Source organism: Collinsella tanakaei YIT 12063 (assembly GCF_000225705.1).
Lineage (GTDB): Bacteria > Actinomycetota > Coriobacteriia > Coriobacteriales > Coriobacteriaceae > Collinsella > Collinsella tanakaei.
Genome location: NZ_JH126468.1, coordinates 207,915 through 228,206 on the forward strand (window position 1 = coordinate 207,915; position 20,292 = coordinate 228,206).

Here is a 20,292-nt window from a genome sequence, read left to right on the forward strand (position 1 = left end):
GAGTACGCGAAAAACGAGCTCGCTAGTGCGCATGGCGCACACGGATGGCGTCCGACACGATCCCTTTGCTCATGAGGTAGGTGACCAGGAAGTAGCCGCCGTAGCAGAGCAGGAAGATCGAACAGGTCATCCCCACCGTGCCACCGATCGACATGCCACCAAAAAGCGCCACGATCTCGATAACAACCTGGAGCGCGACCAGCGAGTGCGCCACGCCCATAACCAACGGGAACACAAAGAAGATCGCCTGCTGCACCAGCACGGAGCGCATGATCTCGTGACGCGACGTACCCAGCTCGGAGAGAATGCGGCAATTCTTGCTGGAATCCGCCACGCCGGAGAGCTGTTGAATAGTAAGGATGGCTGCGCACGCCACGACGAGGACGAAACCGATATAAATCGCCAGATAGCTGATAAGGCCATTCATCGAGTTGGTGGATTCATAGGTCTGCAGCCTAGTTGCCTCCATGCCCCATATGGCGCTTTCCGTGCCGTCGGCGTTTGTTATGCTTCCCCATGTGCGCTCGCGTCGCACATAGCCCTCGGTCTCCTCGTAGGACAGCCCCTCTTTGTAGTTTCCCATAAAGTAGCTCGTATAGAGCGGAAGCCCCAGCTCGTCGACGATTCGGTCTGGCACGATGACGGTACCCGAATTGGAACCCATTGAAGCGTTAAAGAATGAGCTCGCCGCCTCGTCCACATGATCGGACACCGGATGCAAAACGTTACCGCCCATGTCGATTTCAACGCCATCATGGAGGGCGGCATCATATATCTTGCCGACGCTTTCGCCCAGATCGCTCGCGATCAAATACCCGTCCCTGCCCAGGTCAACGCGATCCATGCCACGAAAAGCAAGATAGCGGTTATAATCGCTCTCCTTCATGACCTGCAAGCCCATCATATTGGCGTTGCTGCTTGCCGTGCCCTTGGGCAAAGGCATATTCACCGCATCGGCAAGACCGTTGAGGCTTACCAACGGAACCTCCTCGCCCATCCGTCGAGAGTCATACACTTCCACTTGTTCGTACTTACCCAAGATATGAGCAAGGTCGAAGGGCTCTTCGTTAGCAGTGCCGGCATCAATGATATTGTTCTCGCTGATTTTCAGTATGTTGAGCGGCTCGGACGCGAGCTTAATCGGTGCATAGCCTTCCTGAGCCCGATCGGCTTCAAGTTGAGGATCGTTGAACATGTCGGGTCCGTAATACATCACCGCACGGGAATAGTCCGCGATTGTGCTCCGCTCCACGCTGGTGTTCATAACGTTGGCGATAGACATACCGCCCGTCACGCTAGTAATGGCGAGGAACAAGATCATCGAGATAATCGCCATGGAGAAACTCACCGTGTTCACCTTGGCGGAGAGCTGGCGCATGGTGAACATGTTGAGACCGCGCCAGTAGAGACCGCGGGCCCCCTGCAGCGCCTTGAGCAGAAACCCGGAGAAACCGAAGAAGAACAGGATTGTGCCGACGACCACGATTCCCGTAGTGGTCGCGAACTGTACAAACGCCGCATCGTACTCGCTTGGCGCCGCATCGATGGGCAGGCCGTCGCGCAACAGGCGGTAGTACGCCACGCCAATCATGACCGCTCCGACAATGAATATCACAGCCGATAAGATGGGATTGCGCGTCTTTACCGCCTCGTTCTTGCGATTTGCGCTCATAAGGTCGATAACCTTAGCGCGGCGAACTACGCCCAGATTGAACAGCAACGTGACAAAAAAGATGGCGACCAGGCACCCCACGGTAATCAGCAGGGCCGGAATCGAGAAGAAGAAGTGAAAGTCGCGTATCTGCGTCTTGAACAACGATGCCGTAAAAAACGTCATGAACTGAGAAAACGCCACGCCCAACACAATGCCAAGCACCAGAGCCGCACCAGAGGCGATCGCCGTCTCAAGCGCCATGACACGCGATACCTGGCCTCGGCTCATGCCCAGCACTTGATAGAGACCGAACTCCTTTTTACGCCGCTTCATGATGAAGTTGTTGGCGTAAACCATCAGGAAGCCCATGACGACGGCAAGAAATGTGGTGAGGCCGGACATGATGGTGCCGAGAAGCTCTGGCAACCCCTCCTCCTCCAGGACAATATCCGCCTGGACGGAAATGGTGTTGAATGCGTAGAACACCGTTACGGCAAGCGTGAGCGTGAGCAAGTAGACCAGGTAGTCTTTGCCCGTTCGGCGCACGTTGCCCCATGCGAGCTTAAAGAGCATCGGATCCCTCCCCACCCATCATGGCGACGACTTCCATAATGCGGTCGAAGAACTCGCGACGAGAACTGTCGCCGCGACGCAACTCGGTGAAGATCTTGCCGTCGCGGATGAACAGCACGCGACCGGTATAGCTGGCGGCAAAGCTATCATGGGTGACCATGAGAACCGTCGCTCCGTAGTTCTGGTTCATATTCTCAAAGCTCTCGAGCAGCAGACGGGCGTTCTTGGAATCGAGCGCGCCGGTGGGCTCGTCCGCCATAATCACCGCGGGCTTGGTCACCAGGGCGCGCGCCGCCGCCACGCGCTGCTGCTGGCCGCCGGACAGCTGATAAGGATACTTGTCGAGCGTCTGGGCGATGCCGAGTCGCAGGGCCACCTCTTCAACGCGGGCAAGCACCTCTTTGGCGGAAACGCGCGCGATGGTGAGCGGCAGTGCGATGTTCTCCCGCGCGGTCAAGGTATCAAGCAGGTTTGAATCTTGAAAGATGAAGCCGAGCTGCTCGCGGCGGAACTTGGTGAGCTTAGCTGATTTCAGCTTGGTGACGTCCGCCCCTCCCACGATCACCGATCCGCTAGTCACTTGATCGATGGTGGAGACGCAGTTCAGAAGCGTCGACTTGCCGGATCCGGAAGGACCCATGATGGCGACGAACTCGCCCTTGGTGACCTTGAACGAGACATCGTCCAAAGCACGCGTCACGTTATTACGCGAACCGTACACCTTCTCGATATGTTGCGCATCGAGTACCACCGGAGCCGTAGAGATCCGAGACGCCGCAGGCGCCGCATGGCGTCCAACCATACTGGGAGTAGGTACGTTCATATTCATATAATGACTCCACTTCTCATCTACGCCAAACGGCGCCCTTTTGCCCTACATCTGTATATGCGAGCTATAACGTGCTGTGCATGGATGCGTTTGCCATGAGCCACAGCATGCCCAGAGAAAGCACGGCCATAACAATGAGCACAAGAGCCATCTGGCCCATCGACATACCGTATGCGATTCCATCCATTGTGTTGTTTGCTGCCTTCATGACGAACACCTCCTTGACCATATACTCTCAAGTTGACGCTGCGACAGCCATCGATTTGCCTTACGAGATGCTTTCGCTTTTGTAAGGTTCACTCCCGCGTCGCCGGAGCGCTACTATAGCTAGGTCGATCGGGACAATCGCTTGCACCAAGCGTTCAATCGTCCCCCTGCCCAAGCGTTTAGAAGGGATTGCCCAGACCGTGAAAACCGTCCATGTTGCCGCCGGCGTCATCTGCAACCATGAAACCGATGAAGTCCTCGCCGTCCAGCGTGGGTACGGCGACATGGCGGGATTATGGGAGTTTCCCGGGGGCAAGGTCGAACGAGGAGAGCAATCTTTAGATGCCTGCGTGCGCGAACTCGCAGAAGAGCTACACGTCACCGTTTCCAACCTGAGAAACTTCTACACCGTTGAATTTGACTACGACGACTTCCACCTCTCGATGGACTGCTTCTTGTGCCAGATAGATTCAGGCGAAATCAAGCAAACCGAGCAGATGGATATCCGCTGGGTCAAACGCGAAGCGCTCGCCACGCTGCAATGGATGCCCGCCGACGTTGAGGTGGTGCAAGTGCTCACCGAGGCAAAGGATGCCGAAGGAGACGCGCGCCAGGTAAAACGTCGTCATGACAGCAGGAAGTCGATGCAGGGAAACAAGAGGGCGAACACCAAGCCAGAGCTTCTGGTGAGGCAGCGATTGCGCGAAGCCGGCCTTACGGGATACCGGCTGCAGTGGAAGAAGGCGCCCGGCCGCCCCGACATCGCGTTTCCCGGTCGCAAGATAGCCATCTTTGTCAACGGTTGCTTTTGGCACCGCTGCCCCCATTGCAATCCATCCATGCCCAAGCGCAACACCGACTTTTGGATCGCCAAGTTTAAGCGCAACGTGGAGCGAGATCAAGCGGCTATCGCCGAGCTTGAAAACCTGGGATGGACTGCTATCACCATTTGGGAATGCGAGCTCAAAAAGAAGAACATCGACCAAACCATGGAGCGCGTTATCACCCAGATACGCGAGGCCACCAAGGCGTAGCCCCCTTGTAAGGTGATGGCCATGTTTGGGTTTTGCATAGAACAAATCTAATTCGCAGCAATTTGTAACATTTTATCACGTTATGAATAGCATTTCTCATTTACCTGTGATTCTTTTATTCATTATGCAAAGTGCCTGTGAGAATGATTTCATTTGATAGCGCACCGAACCGTCTCCATTGACCCCCTACCGTTTCATCACGAGGCGCACACGGTAGACGGTATATTTTTCACGGTTAAACGGTAGGTAATTCCTAATACAACCATTTTTACCTGCGATTTTATACATACCACGTTTGAGTGTAAGAGATTCTAGGTCTTTTCTAATCGCAAAAACAAGGGATAATGGACTAAGCGCGTTACGAGAGCAGCGACTGTAATGCGCATGGTACAGGTGGACGGGCGAGGAGGTCGACGCATGCATTCTCCCAAAGACGCAGCTAGTACCTTTTCGGTGCAGCCATCCCGACGTGCGAACCATTTCTCCTTCCCCCCGACACAGAGAACTGGCCTCCTCGACTCCACCAAACGTCGCTCCTCTAACCAACGGGTTAACTTGGAGCGCTCCTTCCACAACTTGCTTGACGCGTTGAGCATTTCCCCCGTATAGGCGCGTCACCGCAAGGCTGTCTTCGCCCCATGGCGACTCAAAGGGTCCGGATTCGTCCGGGCCCTTTTGCGTTGTACCAATTCTCCTCGCAATATAACGGCCCCTTCGTCTACAGAAGAGCTCGCGAAGCCTCTTATCCAGTCTCCCGCATTGCAGGAATCGCGTTCGCTCCTTCAATCCTTGGAACGCCGCAGGCATCAAGGATAGAGAGCAGGGGCTGACCCGCGACCGCCTGGGCAAAAGTAAACCGAGCGAATAGCATTCCCTTGTTTCGGCACCTTGACTCCCTAAGGCGTTCTACACGGATGACGTCGACTACGGACATCCCCCGCTCTTTAGCAATCCGTTTGTACTTCCCCGCGCCGTCAAGCTCTCCCGCCACGTAAGCCTTCTTCAGCCGCCATCCGTAGTCGATTCGATATGTCCTCTTATCAACTTCGTCATACAACTCAACCTGAAGATCGGGCAACTGCACTCCGTTCTCAATCATTACCGCCCGCGCATACGACTCTCCCCCGTTCTCGCTCCTGCCATCACCGTAATCGAAGACATCGAGAACGAACTGCCCATTGTTTATCGCCTTGCAAACTCTTTCCAATCGGTCTCGGAATTCTTCTGGACTAACCTGAGATGTACGGAGCGCAGAATCAACCGTTGCCAGCCCGTACCTAAAGCCGTTTGCGCGGACGCAATCGCAGACGGTTCTCTCTAGCGTTGTGACCTCCACGCCATCAACCATCGCAGTCTCAGCATGCCTGTTATTGTGAAAGCGAACGATGCCGCACGGTTCGCGAGTCCCCACCACATGAACATGTTTGAGTTTTGAGGTGGACACCTCTAAGCCGTGCAGCACCGCCGCGGAGTGGCTGCAGAATACCCACGAAGGGTGCATGCGAGCCAGGCTCTTAATCATGCATTTCGCTTGCTGTCGCATCTCCAGCTCATCCCAGTAAGCCTTCTCAGCGAACAGGCCTTGATATGGCATCACCAGCTTGCCGCTTTCAACCAAGCGACCACATGCTCGACGCAGGTTCTTATCCTGACAGGTCGCAAGACGTCCGTCGCTTCTCGCGGCAGTTAGGATCTCGTTGATTCGTTCGACATTTGCCTTGGACATGACAGACCCGCCGTTCAAACTTCTCGGTCATTCACCGTGCATGGTCGCATGAAGGAATATCGCATTCTTACCGCCATATCTCTCCCAAAGCGAGTCTGGAATAACTCATGATTCTTTCACCGACTTCTTTTGTGCAGGTCAAACCCTTAAGATAAGCGCCTCGGTGGCAACAGCATCCGTCGTAAGCCAGCCAATCTTCACGTAACAAGAAAATATATCTGCTCTGGCGTCTCCGACGTGCTTGCCGCGCCAAAGAAAGCATGGGAGAGCGCATGCTTCGTCATTTCGAACGATGCGAAGCTGACGACGCAAAATCGTCAAAAAGATCAAATGGCACCAGATAATACTTGTATTATCTGGTGCCATTTTTCTCATCAAAAATGGTTCAATCTAATACACAAATAGAAATCGGTATTATCTAGTGCCAGAATTTCTTAAAAAAGTGGTTCCCTTTAATACCAATCTCAGGATCTGTATTAAAAGGAACCACTTTGAGCCAATAAAACGGTCCAAAATAATACCAGGCCGGGAAACCGAACAACTGCCCAGTTCTGCAGAGAAGCCTACGCCGCTGCAGCCCAGATTCGCCGACCACCACGCCCTCCCTCTCACAAGGCGGGCAGGCGCAAGGGACGGGCGCGCGCTACATCAGCTTGGTCTCTTCGAGCTTCTCGATAATCCAGTTGTTGGCGCGAATCACCGGACGACGGAACACCAGGCCCAGAGCCAAAGACGGGATAAGGTAGCTGGCAAGCGTGCCCATCTCAACCCAGTACTCCATTCCATACGAACCCGCCATGGCGGCGTGCATCGCATTGATGCCATGCGTAAACGGCAGGAACGGATAGACCATCTGGAAGAAGTCCGCTGTCATCTCGATAGGGAACGTTCCGCCCGAGCCAGCCACCTGCATGACCAGCAACACAACCGCAAGCGCCTTGCCGATATCGCCAAACGAGACGGTGAGCGTGTAGATGATGTTGCAGAACACAAAGCCCGCAAGCCAGCCCGTCGCCAAGAAGAGCAGCGGGCTTTCGCACTGAATCTCAAAGAACAGGATGTCGCCGGCGCACACCAGAGTGCTCTGCAGAAGCGACAGCATGGCGAACAGCATGAAACGACCCAGGTATAGCTCGTGCAGACGCACCGGGGCCAGCTGCATCTTTACGGAATCATCCACGCCGACCTTCAACATAGCGGCCAGGACGATGCCACCCACCCACAGGCTCAAGATGGTGTAGAACGGAGCCATCGCCGACCCATAGTTCTTGATGTGGTAGACCGCATGGCGGTCAAGGCCAACGGGCGCAGCAAGCGCCTCCGACAGCGCCTCGGGGTCATTGCCGATCAGCTCGCGAATCTTCTGGAGATCACCGTTTTGGACCGCCTCGTCGAGCTCCGCTTTCATCTGCTGCAAATCATCTGCGGACGCATTCAGCGTGGACGAGGTATTTGTCAGGACCCTTTGCACATTGCCCAGGTCTGCTGCCAGGGAACCCGATGCGCTCTTGAGACTGTCCACCGTCGCGTCAACGTTGTCTGAGATGCCGGATGCAGAAGACGCAATGTTCTCAACAGAGGACTTCAGCTCCTCAGCCTGGCCCTTCAACGTCTCATCGTAGTCGCCCTTAACCTGGGACAAGGTCTGCTTCGCTTCGTCGATCAGGGCGATAACGTCGGCGCGGGCCTGCTGGGCGTTCGCAAGACCACTTGCCAAATCGCTCGCCGCCTGGCGCAAGCGGCTCTCAAGCTGGCGCTGCTTGGTCGAGACGCTCGTCAAACTGGTGATGATATCGTTCAGGCGCGCCTCAAGCCGGGGCTTCAAGGCGTTATCCGGCAGCTTCTGCTTGAGCGCCTCGACGTCCGCCGTGATCGCCTCGATCTTGGACGCCTGCGCGCCCACCTTATCTGCCAAGGCATTCATTTGATCCTGGGTATCTTGCGATTGGGTTCCCGCCGCGTCGAACACATCGTCCACAGCGCTTGAAACGTCATCAAAACTGCCGGACACAGAGGCTAGGGCGTCATTGATGGAGTCGGCCGAGTCGCCAAGTGCGCCCTGAACGCTCGCCAGGCCGGCCTTGGCATCTGTCAAAAGCTCTTGCGAGCGGTCGGACGTCTCGCCAGACGTGCCCAACAGGTCGCCGGCAGAAGACACCAAACTAGAGGTTGACCCCATGAGCCCGCCGAACGAACCGGCGGTGGACGCCGCGTCGCGCAGGCTGCTGATGCCGCCATCCAGCGTAGAGCTAAGGTTTGACACGTAATTCTTGACCTCATCGCTATCCATGAACTCAAGCAAACTCGAGCTGGTAGCTAGGCCAATGTCGCCAATGGTCTGGGTAAAGGTCTCGTCGATTTGCTGGCGCACCGTGCTTGCGCCCTTATCGGTCACGCGCGGGGCGATGGCGTTTGCTTTCTGGTTCTCGTAATAGATGATCTCAGAGTGCTTCACCTCGGTTGAAAACAAGGTCATCATATCTGCCGAAAACTCCTGCGGTATCACCACTGCCGCGTAGTACTCGCCAGACTTCACGCCCTCGATCGCCGCGTCCTCATCCACAAACACCCAGTCCAACGCATCATTGGCGCGCAGAGCAGAGGTTACGTTGTCGCCCATGTTGATCTTGATGGGAATCAAATCGCTTGTATAACCCTCGTCGCTGTTGGCGACCGCCACCTTGAGGTTGCCCGTATTGCCATACGGGTCCCAGCTGCCCGCGATGTTGAACCAAGCATAGAGCACGGGGACAATGACCAGGCCCACCATCACAATAAGGCCGATGACGCTCTTGCGAATGTTGGAAAGATCGTGTTTGAACAGGTTGATGATGTTTTTCATTACTGGTCGCCTCCCTTCATGTGCTTGGCGCGCGGTGCGCTGTGGTCCCCCGCCACGTCCTTGTCCTCATCCGCGCCGTCATGGGCCACCTTGACCGCAAGCGACCCGGGCAGCACGGTTGTGTGCGAGCGAATCTCATTCACCAAGGCATCATCCGGAAGCTCGGCGATGCGAAGCTGGAACTGCATGCTTTCGCGTATGTACTCGACCACAATCATGTACGTATCCGCGAGAATGACCGAAACAATCCAAAGGACCAGCATGATAATCTTGCCCTCGATCTCCAAATCGAGCGTGGCGGTAAGGATGAACAGCACCACGGGAAGACCAAACACCAGCATGAAGCCAGCTTTGATGAGTTTGGGGTAGCGCTCCTCAAATCGAGCCGCCCGCAGAATAAGGTCCTCACGATAGCCCGCGGTGTCGAGCATGGCGCGCAGGGCCCAGCGCAAAGAGAAGCGCTCACGGGGACGGTCATCTTTTTCGCAGATCATAACGCCCGTGCGCTCCAGCTCTTTATCAAACAGCAGGTTGAGGTTGAGCATGAGGGTGCGCAGCTTCACACCAATAAAGAGCGCGACCGCCAAAAAGACCGCAAGGACACCCAGATTGATTGCGTAATCCATACCGTACATGCCGCCAATGGTCTCGCGCATGGCAGAGATGCCATAGGTAAAGGGCAGCAGAGGGTGCAAGCGCTGGAAGAAGCCCGGCATCATCTCGATGGGGTACATGCCCGATGAACCCGGGATTTGGACGATGACCAAGATTACAACCAACGCTTTGCCGATATGCTTGAACGCGCTCGCAAGCGCATAGATGATGTTGACGTAAACGAATGAGGTAAAAATACCCGCCAACACAAACAGCTCGGGGCGCAGGCACTGCATACCTAGGACCAAATCGCCGCAGCACACGATAAAGGCCTGCACAAAGCCAAGCACCACCAGCAGCAACCAGCGGCCAAAGTAGCCCTCGGTAGCAGTAAACGCGCCAATGCCCTCGCCATCGACCTCTAGCTTAATGATGGCGATGAGGACGCAACCGCCCACCCACAGCGCCAGGTTGGTATAGAACGGGGCCACGCCGGAGCCATAGTTGCTCACGGGATACACTGCCTTAGTGGTAAGGGTCACGGGGCTGGACATGAAATCCGCCAGGTCGGCAGAACTGGCACCAAGAATCTCGTCCAGCTTATCAAGCGACTCGGATGCGCGAAGCGCGGCAACATCATTTGCAGCCGTGCTCAACGTGCCCTGCAACTTCTCTAGCGAGGAGTCAGCCTGCGACATGGTCGAAGAAGCCTGGTCCAAGGTTGTGATGAGCTGGGAGAGCACGCCGCGAGCCTGCGCGATGGTGGGCTCAAGGCTTGCCACCACGCCGGTAAGATCGCCGGATACCTCGGAGAATGAATCCATGCCCTGGCTTAGCTGCGGAAGCACCGTGCTGGCCATATCCTGCTGCACGCCCTCCATAGCGCTGATCCCCTGTTGGGTGGCCGAGTCAAGAGATGACACCGCGCCCGCAATCGCGCCCGCGGAGTTCTGAATATCAGTGCTCTGGTCCTGCAGGGCGTCCTTCAACGTCTGGAGCTCTGCCAGCTGCTCTTCGAGCGCGGAAAGAACAAGACCGCTGTCGATGCCCGTGATTTCGCGAATATCGATGATAATCCGGTTAACATCATTGATGACCATTTGGACATCTGCCAGGGCTCCATCAACCTTGCCGCCAGCCGCGCTAATGGCACCGGAAAGCTTGCCCACGGCGACGTTGGCATTGGAAGACGCCTTGCCCATTTGGGTCAAGCCGTGACTAAGAGCTGTGTTGAGCGAGCTCGCAAAGTTGCGCGAGCTGGTGCGCGCGGATGCCAGCAGCGCATCGCCCTTATCGAGCGCGTTGACCAATGAGGGGATTTGGCCGGAGAGCGCCGACAAGGTCTCGTCAGCCTTGGCCCCCGCCTCTTTGGAGGTCGCGATGGTTTTCTGCATGCCCGCTAGGGCATCGCGCACGTCCTGCAGAGCCTGGCTGGAACGCTGGACGTTCTCCAAGATGCCGCCCTGGGTCTCGGCGCCCTGAGCATCCAGATCGCCCGCCGCATTCTGTATTTTCTCGACCAGCGTTTCACTCACCGTTGCGACAAAGGTCTCGTTAATCTGCTCCTCGACCGTCTGCGCGCCCGTATCGGTCACCTTGGGCGCAATGGCATTCTTCTTCTCGTTGCAATAATACTCAAGTTGAGGCTGGGTAAACGTACCCGTCAACATGCTGGTAAGGTTGGTGCTGAAGTCATCCGGAATGATGATCGCTGCGTAGTACTCGCCGGACTTCACGCCCTCCACGGCAGCATCCGCGTCTGTAAAGACCCAACCAAGCTGGTCGTTTTCTTTAAGCTTGGAGACGGTCTCATCGCCCGCGTTGAGCTCTCCCACGTATTCGTTGGACGTGCCCTGGTCGTTGTTGGCAACGGCAACCTTGATATTTGCCGTGTTTCCATACGGGTCCCAGTTGGCAACTATGTTGTACCAAGCGTAGAGCGACGGAATAACGCATACGCCAATAGTGATAACCAAAGCAACGGGATTTTTAAGCAGGCGCAAGATATCGCGCTTGAAAATCTGAAATGCCTTTTTCACTAGAACCATCCAAACCTAGTCGACGCTGTCCCCCACGTACACTCCCCGTCCAAGACAGGGGTCGTTGACAGAAAAGGATTCCGATACGATTGCTCCAGCACTATACAACAATTGTGTATAAACGTACATGTGGGGAGTAATTTTGGTTGACAGATGAAATAAACCAACACATTCGAAGCCTACGCGACAGTTGTTGTAGCATATATATACTGTTGTAAGTGCTCTGTTTTTCCGCATGCTCCCCGCGATAGACCGCGCACCGAGACTTTACAAAAGGCCACGCACGCACCGCCTATACTGGATACACTGTCGGCGCGCACCCTATAGTCGCACCGGGACGGGGGATGATCATGTCGTTTGTCTTTGATACCGCTTCCGCAGACGATTGCGAACGCGTTTGGGACCTCATTTGCCAGCTAGAGAAGTGTCGGCTGCCCTTTGAGCCCTTTCGCGAAATGTTTGTCAAACAAGTGAAGAGCACGCACTACTGCTGCCTTGTCGCCCGCGAAGAAGCAGATGCCCCCGCATGCGCCATATTGAACCTGCGCTTTGAAAACCAGCTGCACCACGCGGCGCGCGTCGCTGAGATCCTTGAATTCATTGTGGACGAGCCCCACCGCGGCAAGGGAATTGGGGCCGCGCTCCTCGAAGAAGCCCAGCGCGTCGCAAAAGAAATGGGATGCGTGCAACTTGAAGTCACCAGCAACCGCACGCGTACGGAGGCGCATGGTTTTTACGAATCCCAGGGTATGGTGAACTCGCACGTAAAGCTTACGCTACCGTTTGACGAGATTGATCTAGAGGACATCTCCTAGCATGCGCCTAGCGGCACGCCCAGACGCTGCCCTCGGTCACGATGAAATCAACCGGAACGTCGAATGACTCGACGGGAAGCGGATTCGAACTGATCTGCATGGTCCTTGCCAGGGCGATTTTGTCTCCCGGGTAATGCCAGAGAAAACGGTCGTAGCAACCGCCTCCATACCCTATGCGGTGACCCTGGGCATCGAATACCAAACCGGGGACCAAACATACCGACCCAAAGAAATCGTCCATAGAAAGCAGGCGACACTCATCTGGATCGGGCTCGAGAATGCCCTTGAAACCAGGTGAGACCTGATTGAGGGATTCGATCTCGTAAAACGCCATCTCTCGGGTTGCCGAATCGACCAAGGGCACGCCCACGCGGCGCCCCGATTCGAGAACGCCCTGGATAATGCCGTGTGTATCGACTTCATTCCCATAAGATATATAGGACAAAACAAGCGGGGCTTCTGCAAACAGCGGAAAATCCAGTAGCGTTTCGTCGATCGATCGATCCATACGGGCCTTGAAAGGGGCGGGAATCTGCTGGCGCGCGGCAAGGTAGCCCGCTCGCAAAGCGCTTTTGTCAGCATCGGTGCCGTACGAACTCGCCATGCACGCCTCCCATAATTCCCCGTAGTACTTGGAGTTTTATTTTAGCAGCCAAACCGGCAGCTCCACATAATTATAGAAGGCCAAAGCATGTCCCTTCAGAAAGCCTTAATCCACCAAAAAGGGCTCCGCAACTCGTATATGAGCTGCGAAGCCCTCTGTTCGCTCGGCACTACATCGCCAAGAAGCAATCTACATCAAGCTGCAGATATTCTGAGCAAAGGCAACGGGATCGGCAGGCAAGATACCCTCCACCAGCAGTGCCTGGTCATAGAGCAGCCCCGCGTACAGGGAGAGCTTCTCAGTGTCATCCGCCTCCTTAGCGGCCACCAACTTCTCGAACACCGGGTGCTTAGCGTTGAGTTCCAGCACGCGGACGGTCTTGGGCATGCCCTCGGTACCCGCCTCGGGACCGCGAGCCAAAACCTTTTCCATCTCAAGCGACAGCGGACCCTCGGTGGTGATACAGGCCGGGGCATCGGTCAGACGGGCCGAAACGGCGACTTTCTCCACCTTATCGCCAAGGGCTTCCTTCATGGCTTCGAACAGGTCGCCGTGCTCGCGCGTAGCCTCCTCGGCATCCTTCTTCTCATCCTCGGTTGCCAGATCAAGATCGCCGGTCGCAACGTTCTTGAACTCGATGTCGCGATCTTCCACCTCAGGCTCGGCGCCGTCGGCCACCGCCTTGGCAGCCGCCTCGCGCGCCACCTCGTCCTCGTAGACCTTGGACAGGCCGCAGGCGTGATAGGTCCGCATGGCCTGGAAGGTGAACTCGTCCACATCCATGGTGCACAGCAGCACGTCGTAGCCGCGATCGAGCACGCCCTTCACCACGGGCATCTTGGACAGACGCTCGCGGTCGTCACCGGCGGCGTAATAGATCGCCTTCTGCCCCTCGGGCATGGTCGCGGCGTATTCCGCCAGCGTCACCATCTTGTTCTCGCGCGCGCTCCAGAACAGCAGCAGGTCTGCCAGCTCGGAAGCCTTCATACCATAGCTGGAGTAGATGCCGAACTTGAGGCCGCGTCCAAAGTTCTCGAAGAAGGCCTCGTAGGTCTCGCGATCATCGTCGCGCATAGCCTTGAGCTCGCTGGTGATCTTCTTCTCTACGCGCGAGGCGATGGCACGCAGCTGACGGTCCTGCTGCAGGGTCTCGCGAGAGATGTTGAGCGAGATATCGGCGGAATCCACCACACCGCGCACAAAGTTGTAGTAGTCCGGCAACAGGTCGGCGCACTTCTCCATAATCATGACGTTGGAGCTGTAGAGGGAGAGGCCCTTTTGATAATCCTTGCTGTATAGGTCGAAGGGGGCGCGGCCGGGGATGAACAGCAGCGCATCGTACTCGAGCGAGCCCTCGGCATGGAAGCTGATGGTGCGCGCGGGATCGTCCCAATCATGGAAAGTCGACTTGTAGAACTCGTTATAATCGGACTGCTCAACATCTGAGCTGCGCTTTTTCCAAATGGGCGTCATGGAGTTGATGGTCTCGAGCTCCTGGTAGTCCTCATACTGGGGCTGATAGTCGTCGCCGGCATCCTCTGGACGAGGAAGCTCGCGGCTCTTGCTTACCATCATCTGGATGGGATAGCGCACGTAGTTGCTGTAGCGGGTTATGAGGTCACGCAGGCCCCACTCGGTAAGGTAGGTGTCGTAATTCTCGCCCGCCTCGCCGTTCTCGCCCTTGGTGTTCTCGCGAATGGTCAGGATGACATCGGTGCCGTGCTCGGCGCGCTCGCCATCTTCGATGGTGTAGCCCTCAAGGCCGTCGCTCTCCCACACGTGCGCCGTCTGTTCGCCAAAGGCGCGGCTCACAACGCGAACCTTGGATGCGACCATGAACGCAGAGTAGAAGCCCACACCAAACTGGCCGATGATGTCGACATCACCACCCTGGCTCTCGGCGTTTTCCTGCTTGAATTCCTCGCTACCCGAATGGGCGATGGTGCCCAGGTTGCGCTCCAAATCCTCCGCGGTCATGCCGATGCCGTTATCGGAAACGGTCAACGTGCGCGCGTCCTTGTCGAACGAGATTCTGATAGCCAGGTCGTTGGAGTCTAGCTTGATATCGGAATTGGTCAGGCTCTTGAAGTTGAGCTTGTCCACGGCGTCCGACGCGTTGGAGATCAACTCGCGAAGAAAGATCTCCTTGTTGGTATAGATCGAGTTGATCATGAGGTCGAGCAGCTTTTTGCTCTCCGTCTTAAACTGGCGCATGCGAGAATCCCTCCATAAAGCGGGCGCCCACAAACCTTGCTGAGGCACCCTATACATTAACGGATTCTATACTACCCACATTCGCGCTCATAAAACCTAAGCGATAAAGACTTAGATAATCTCTAAAGCCGCTTTGCCATCCAAAGATGGGGCTGGCCCTCGTCTTCATAATCCACGTCGGAGATCTGGGTGTATCCCATCTTCGCGTACAAGTCGCGCACGCACTCCTGCGCATGCAGCTTGACCAAACGAGCGCCGGCGGCACGCGCCGCATCATCGCTCGCACGCACTATCTCGCTCGCGAGGCCACGGCGCCGGTACTCGCCCAGAACCGCCACGCGCCCCAGCAAGTAGGTTTCAGAAGCCCCAATTCCCTCATCGAACTCGCAAGCGGGAGACTTGGGGGCATCGAGTGCAGCCGCCCTCTCCAGCTCCTCGGGAAACACGCGGGAACAGCCAGCGACCTCGCCATCAACGTAGAGCGTCACATGAATGCACCGGGGATCGTCGTCAATCTGATCGAACTCGTTTTCATAGCCCTGCTCGTCCATAAACACGCGCTTGCGCACATCAAACGCCGCATCTCGCGCATCAAAGCGCACGGTCAGTTCCATCTGGGCCTCCTTGCCGCAGCACAATAACCAAAAGCAGCGCGAAGCCCTAGACACTAGCGCTCGACGTAGCGCAAGCATACCTTTTTGAAGTAGCGGTAATGGCCGGCGTTATGGGCATCGCTTGCCACATAATCATACAAGCCGGCATTGAGCAACTTAAGCGCGGGACGCTTCTCTTTGCCAAATCTGCCGCCAGCTATAAAGTCAGCCGAAGCCTGAAGCTTGCAACCCATCGAAACCAAGCGCTGAGCGATCTCGATATCCTGCTGGATAGCCCGGCAGCGCTCTGGGTGGGCGATGATAATCTGATAGCCCCTACCCTGGAGTTCGTAGATGGTGCGCTCGTACTCCACAAAGTCGTACTTGGTGGCGCCGCGAGAAAGCTCCAGCAGCAGCTCGTTGCTGCCATCAAAGTGAAGGTAGCGCGCGTAATCAAGGCCCAAGTCCATCAGCTTTGCATAGTTGACCTCAAAGCCCATCTGCAAGGGGAACCCCCCGGCACGGCTCTGTAGGAGCCTAAAGGCATTCCACATGGCCGCATAATTAAAGTAGGGGTCCCGGCAATGGGGCGTGCAAACAATACGGGTTATACCCGCCTTCTTTGCCGACCGCAGCATATCTAAGCTTTCATGCAAATCCCGGGCGCCGTCATCGACACCCGGGAGAATGTGGCAATGTATATCGCGCACGGCCGCGTTAACGCTTTGCGAAGCGGCTGCCGCTGGGGCGCTTGGCGCGCGAAGCGGGCTCAAGCTTTACCGGAGCGCTCAGCACGCCATCAACCACGGGATCGGGCTGGCCCGCGCTGGACTTATGATGAGAGCCGTCCTTGGAGTAATACGAGTAATAATACTCGTTACCAATGTTCTCGCAGCAATTCATCACCGTGCCGATAATATGAACCTCTGCCTTGCGAAGCTGGGCGACAGCGTCCACAACCTCCTTGCGCCTGGTATAGTTCTCGCGAATAACAAATAAAACGCCATCAACCAGCTGGCCAATCTCGGCAGCATCGACAAAGGCGCCCACCGGCGGCGTGTCGACAACCACGTAATTAAAGCGGTTCTCGAGCTGACTGATTAGGTCTGCAAAACGACGGGAGGCAATCAGGTCAGCCGGATTGGGAATATGCGGCTCGCAGTCAAGGAAGAACATACCGGGCTGATCGACCTCAACCAGCGCCTCATCAAGCGTTGCCTGCTCGGAAAGAACGGCGTAGATGCCGCCAGACGAGTGGACGCCAAGCATATTCGCCAGGCTGCGACGACGCATATCGCACTCGACCAAAACCACGCTAGCACCACTCGATGCAATTGCTCGAGCCAAATTGCATGCCGTGGTCGACTTGCCCTCCTTAGGTTTGGACGAGGTGACCGCAAGGGTCTGGATGGGCTTATCTACGCTTGCAAAACGAATGTTGGCAAGCAAGGTTTTCATTGCATTCTGAACAGCGCGGCGATCGTTGCCAGCCCTCTTTTTCAACGCCATGGATTACCTACCGTCCTTAAGAACCGGGATACGGCCAATGACAGAGATGCCAAGGAGGTCCTCGGCATCCTCAGAGCTGCGGACGCGCGTGTTCAGCATATCGATAAGTACGATAATCGCAACCGCGGCAAACAGTCCTGCCAAAAACGCGACGGCAACATACAAAGTACGGTTGGGGCCGCTGGGAGATGTGGGGGCGTCGGCGCGATCGATCACATTGACGCTCTGAGCCATCTGCACGTTTTGCGCAACCTCAGAGACCTCTTCTGCGATAGCGTTCGCAACGCGGGCGACACCCTCGGCATCCTTGCCGGTAACGCTCAGCGTAATGACACGCGACGTGGTCTCGCTCGAAACGGACACCTTATAGCCGTTCAGGCTCTTAAGACCCAGTTTTTTAGCGGAACCGTCCTGGACGACGTCGCTCTGCAGCAGCGTGGCGACGTCATTCGCCAGCATCTGGGATGCGGAGAGGTCGGTATAGTTGGTGGATCCGCCAGCAGATGACTCGCGAGCAAGGATGTACATGCTCGTACTTGCCGTATAGGTGTTCTCCATCATGAAAAAGCTAACGCCCGCCATGGCAACTGTACACACGATTGGCAACACAACGAGCAGCTTAATATGCTTCCGCAGAAGTTGGAATAACTCGAGCAGCGTCATAAAGAGCCGTTACCTTTCAAAAATGCCCCCGCACATAAATTGGTGTAACAAGAAGCTAATTGCTATTGCGACTAATTTGACATTCTATCGCATTCACCGAAAGAATGTTGTTCTTTACGAAACCTTCGCTCTCATGGCTAAAAGCAAATTCGTCTAGCAGCGCATAATGTCGAGCGAAAGGGGGCGGCCTCGCTTTTTATGAACTAAAACGAAGAGACTTTGAATGCCTCGGGGAACGTAACGGTAATGCACGTGCCCTCACCCAACTTGCTCTCCACATTTAGCTCGGCATTATGGAACACGGCCGCGTGCTTCACGATAGCAAGCCCCAGACCGGTCCCCCCGCGCGCTTTCGAACGACTCTTATCCACGCGGTAGAAACGCTCGAAAATCTTCTCACGCTCCTCCTCCGCGATGCCGATGCCCGTATCCGATACGCGAATATAGGGTCGTTCATCGCTATTGAGCCCGCAGGCCAAGAGAACGGAGCCGTCGGCCTTGTTGTAGCGAATCGCGTTGCTCGCCAAGTTGTAGACCAGCTCGTCCAACAGGCGCGGCACGCCCTCGACCACCGCGGGGCAGGAGGAAACGGTCAGCAGTACCCCCTGCTTGGCGGCGACGCCCTCAAGTCTCTGATATACGGAGTCGAGCATGCGGGGCAGGTCCACCGGCTCTCGAGTGCCCAGCACGCTCGCAGCGGCGGCATCGGCACTATGCTCGGCCTCGTCCAAATTAGACAGGGTAAGGATATCGTTAACCAGCGAGGTGAGACGCCCCGCCTCCTTATAGATACGCATGGCGAAATCACGCTGGTCATCCTCGCTTGCCACCATACCGCTGCCAATAAGCTCCGCGTAGCCAGAGATTGCGGTAAGCGGAGTCTTGAGTTCGTGCGTAATGTTGGCAGTAAATTCGCGACGCATGCGGTCGTTGTCAGCGAGCACGCGCATCTGGCGTTTGAGCTCCTGGCGCTGATTCTCGATGCGCTCAAGCATTGGCACCATTTCCTGATAGGCATTTTCCATATTGCGCTTGGGATGATCGAGATCGACCAGCTCAAGCGGGGCGATGATCGCCTTGGCCTCGCGGCTGGCGGCCGCCCACGCAAGCAGCGCCGCCACGGCGCCCAGGCACAAAAGCGGAATGAGGAGGGTGAAAAAGATGGAGATATAGCCCTCTTGTCGCTTGGAGAGGCGTATCACGCTGCCGTCGTCCAAGCGCACCGCGTTGTACAGCATGGTCTCGCCCATAGTAGAGCTGGAGCGCTCTGATATACCGTCGCCGTCCGCCAACGCCTCGGCGATCTCCGGGCGATCAGCGTGGTTCGCCATGTCGGAGGGGCTCTCATCGCTATCGTACAAAACGGTGCCGTCATCGGCGACCAGCGTCACGCGCGTATCGCCCAGCTCGATTTGGTCGAGGAGAACATAGTCATCGCTTGCCTGGTTAAGCGCCGCCGCCACCACGTCGGTCTCTTCGCGCAGTTCCTCGTGAGTGGAATCGGCAAGATTCCCCTGCAGATACAACGTGCCCGCGACGGTGAACACCGCGATGACCGCGACGGCCATTATGAACAAGGTTGCGAAAACGCGTTGAGAAAGCGAATGGCGAGTGGTCACAATCAACGCCCCGAACTACTCTGCGCTGTCAGCCAGGCGATACCCGACGCCGCGCACCGTCTCGATGCAACCGGCGCGCTCACCCAGCTTCTGACGGAGCGTCTGCACGTGGACATCAACGGTACGCGAACCGCCATCGAAATCCCACCCCCACACGCTTTGCAGCAGGGCTTCACGGGAAAACACGACGCCCGGCTTGCGCATAAGGTACTCAAGAAGGTCGAATTCGCGCAGGGTCAACTTGACCTCCTGCCCGTCGACCACAACCTGACGATGGCTGGGAGATAGAGAGATGCCGCCCAGAGTCAGGATGTCGGAGGTCTTTTTGGTCATGCCACCGCGACGGAGCAGTGCACGGCAACGGCTCGTAAGCTCCATCAACGAGAAGGGCTTGGTGAGGTAATCATCGGCGCCGCCGTCCAAAGCCACAACCTTATCGAGCTCCGTGTCCTTTGCGGTCAGCATCATGATGGGAACCGTTGCAGTCTCCGAAGACGAGCGCAAGCGACGAAGGATCTCAAGGCCGTCGGTGTCCGGCAGCATGATGTCGAGCAGCACGGCATCCGGCACGCGCTTTGCCACCGCCGCCTTGAACTCGCTGTCGCACGAGAACCCTTCCGCCTCGATACCCTGCTGGTGCAGGGCATATAGTGTCAAACCCCTGATGTTGTCATCGTCCTCAACGTAATAGATCATGCCGCTCGCCTCCCGCGGATATCGTGTGGCGCCGCAGACCCATCAAGGCCTCGGCGCCCGTCAACTGCCCACACTTGTTAT

At 56.4% G+C, this 20,292-nt stretch carries 16 protein-coding genes; 2 read left to right on the forward strand and 14 right to left on the reverse strand.

Annotated features, from left to right (window positions below):
- Positions 1 to 22: 22 nt before the first annotated feature.
- The 3 genes from HMPREF9452_RS04320 to HMPREF9452_RS11760 form a co-directional block, all read right to left on the reverse strand.
- Positions 23 to 2,227, reverse strand: coding sequence for an ABC transporter permease (locus HMPREF9452_RS04320; RefSeq protein ID WP_009140898.1), 2,205 nt, complete (start codon positions 2,225 to 2,227; stop codon positions 23 to 25).
- Entirely contained in the window at positions 2,217 to 3,029 is an 813-nt protein-coding gene (locus HMPREF9452_RS04325) for an ABC transporter ATP-binding protein (protein ID WP_050797623.1), read from the reverse strand. The genes HMPREF9452_RS04320 and HMPREF9452_RS04325 overlap by 11 nt, the downstream gene beginning before the upstream one ends.
- Positions 3,030 to 3,120: 91 nt before the next feature.
- Positions 3,121 to 3,264: a hypothetical protein gene (locus HMPREF9452_RS11760; protein ID WP_156786181.1), complete on the reverse strand. Its 144-nt coding sequence runs from the start codon at positions 3,262 to 3,264 to the stop codon at positions 3,121 to 3,123.
- A gap of 199 nt (positions 3,265 to 3,463) precedes the next feature.
- Between HMPREF9452_RS11760 and vsr the strand changes: the two genes are divergently transcribed.
- Complete coding sequence (vsr, locus tag HMPREF9452_RS04330) at positions 3,464 to 4,297, forward strand: DNA mismatch endonuclease Vsr (protein WP_009140901.1); 834 nt, start codon at positions 3,464 to 3,466, stop codon at positions 4,295 to 4,297.
- A 742-nt stretch (positions 4,298 to 5,039) separates the two neighbouring features.
- Here the strand turns inward: vsr and HMPREF9452_RS04335 are convergent.
- The 3 genes from HMPREF9452_RS04335 to HMPREF9452_RS04345 all read right to left on the reverse strand — a co-directional run bounded on the left by HMPREF9452_RS04335 (position 5,040) and on the right by HMPREF9452_RS04345 (position 11,507).
- Positions 5,040 to 6,023 carry a type IV toxin-antitoxin system AbiEi family antitoxin domain-containing protein gene (locus HMPREF9452_RS04335; RefSeq protein WP_009140903.1) on the reverse strand — a complete coding sequence of 328 codons (984 nt, stop codon included), beginning with the start codon at positions 6,021 to 6,023 and terminating at the stop codon, positions 5,040 to 5,042.
- A gap of 643 nt (positions 6,024 to 6,666) precedes the next feature.
- Entirely contained in the window at positions 6,667 to 8,865 is a 2,199-nt protein-coding gene (locus tag HMPREF9452_RS04340) for a YhgE/Pip domain-containing protein (protein ID WP_009140904.1), read from the reverse strand.
- On the reverse strand, positions 8,865 to 11,507 hold the full coding sequence (locus HMPREF9452_RS04345) for a YhgE/Pip domain-containing protein (RefSeq protein WP_009140905.1): 2,643 nt from the start codon (positions 11,505 to 11,507) through the stop codon (positions 8,865 to 8,867). The genes HMPREF9452_RS04340 and HMPREF9452_RS04345 overlap by 1 nt, the downstream gene beginning before the upstream one ends.
- Positions 11,508 to 11,848: 341 nt before the next feature.
- Here HMPREF9452_RS04345 and HMPREF9452_RS04350 point away from each other — a divergent pair, with 341 nt between their 5' ends.
- Complete coding sequence (locus tag HMPREF9452_RS04350; RefSeq protein WP_040362316.1) at positions 11,849 to 12,313, forward strand: GNAT family N-acetyltransferase; 465 nt, start codon at positions 11,849 to 11,851, stop codon at positions 12,311 to 12,313.
- A 7-nt stretch (positions 12,314 to 12,320) separates the two neighbouring features.
- Here HMPREF9452_RS04350 and HMPREF9452_RS04355 read toward each other — a convergent pair whose 3' ends face one another.
- From HMPREF9452_RS04355 to HMPREF9452_RS04390, 8 genes are all read right to left on the reverse strand, one after another.
- Complete coding sequence (locus tag HMPREF9452_RS04355) at positions 12,321 to 12,917, reverse strand: 5-formyltetrahydrofolate cyclo-ligase (RefSeq protein ID WP_009140907.1); 597 nt, start codon at positions 12,915 to 12,917, stop codon at positions 12,321 to 12,323.
- Between the two features lie 189 nt (positions 12,918 to 13,106).
- Complete coding sequence (gene htpG / locus HMPREF9452_RS04360; RefSeq protein WP_009140908.1) at positions 13,107 to 15,131, reverse strand: molecular chaperone HtpG; 2,025 nt, start codon at positions 15,129 to 15,131, stop codon at positions 13,107 to 13,109.
- A 122-nt stretch (positions 15,132 to 15,253) separates the two neighbouring features.
- Positions 15,254 to 15,745 carry a GNAT family N-acetyltransferase gene (locus HMPREF9452_RS04365; protein WP_009140909.1) on the reverse strand — a complete coding sequence of 164 codons (492 nt, stop codon included), beginning with the start codon at positions 15,743 to 15,745 and terminating at the stop codon, positions 15,254 to 15,256.
- Positions 15,746 to 15,798: 53 nt separating this feature from the next.
- Positions 15,799 to 16,434 carry a tyrosine-protein phosphatase gene (locus HMPREF9452_RS04370; protein ID WP_040362318.1) on the reverse strand — a complete coding sequence of 212 codons (636 nt, stop codon included), beginning with the start codon at positions 16,432 to 16,434 and terminating at the stop codon, positions 15,799 to 15,801.
- Between the two features lie 7 nt (positions 16,435 to 16,441).
- Positions 16,442 to 17,233 (reverse strand): CpsD/CapB family tyrosine-protein kinase, encoded by a 792-nt coding sequence (locus tag HMPREF9452_RS04375; RefSeq protein WP_009140911.1) that lies wholly within the window; start codon positions 17,231 to 17,233, stop codon positions 16,442 to 16,444.
- Between the two features lie 3 nt (positions 17,234 to 17,236).
- Complete coding sequence (locus HMPREF9452_RS04380; RefSeq protein ID WP_009140912.1) at positions 17,237 to 17,896, reverse strand: YveK family protein; 660 nt, start codon at positions 17,894 to 17,896, stop codon at positions 17,237 to 17,239.
- Between the two features lie 203 nt (positions 17,897 to 18,099).
- Positions 18,100 to 19,515 carry a sensor histidine kinase gene (locus HMPREF9452_RS04385; protein WP_232205016.1) on the reverse strand — a complete coding sequence of 472 codons (1,416 nt, stop codon included), beginning with the start codon at positions 19,513 to 19,515 and terminating at the stop codon, positions 18,100 to 18,102.
- Positions 19,516 to 19,530: 15 nt separating this feature from the next.
- Positions 19,531 to 20,211, reverse strand: coding sequence for a response regulator transcription factor (locus HMPREF9452_RS04390; RefSeq protein WP_009140914.1), 681 nt, complete (start codon positions 20,209 to 20,211; stop codon positions 19,531 to 19,533).
- Positions 20,212 to 20,292 lie beyond the last annotated feature (81 nt).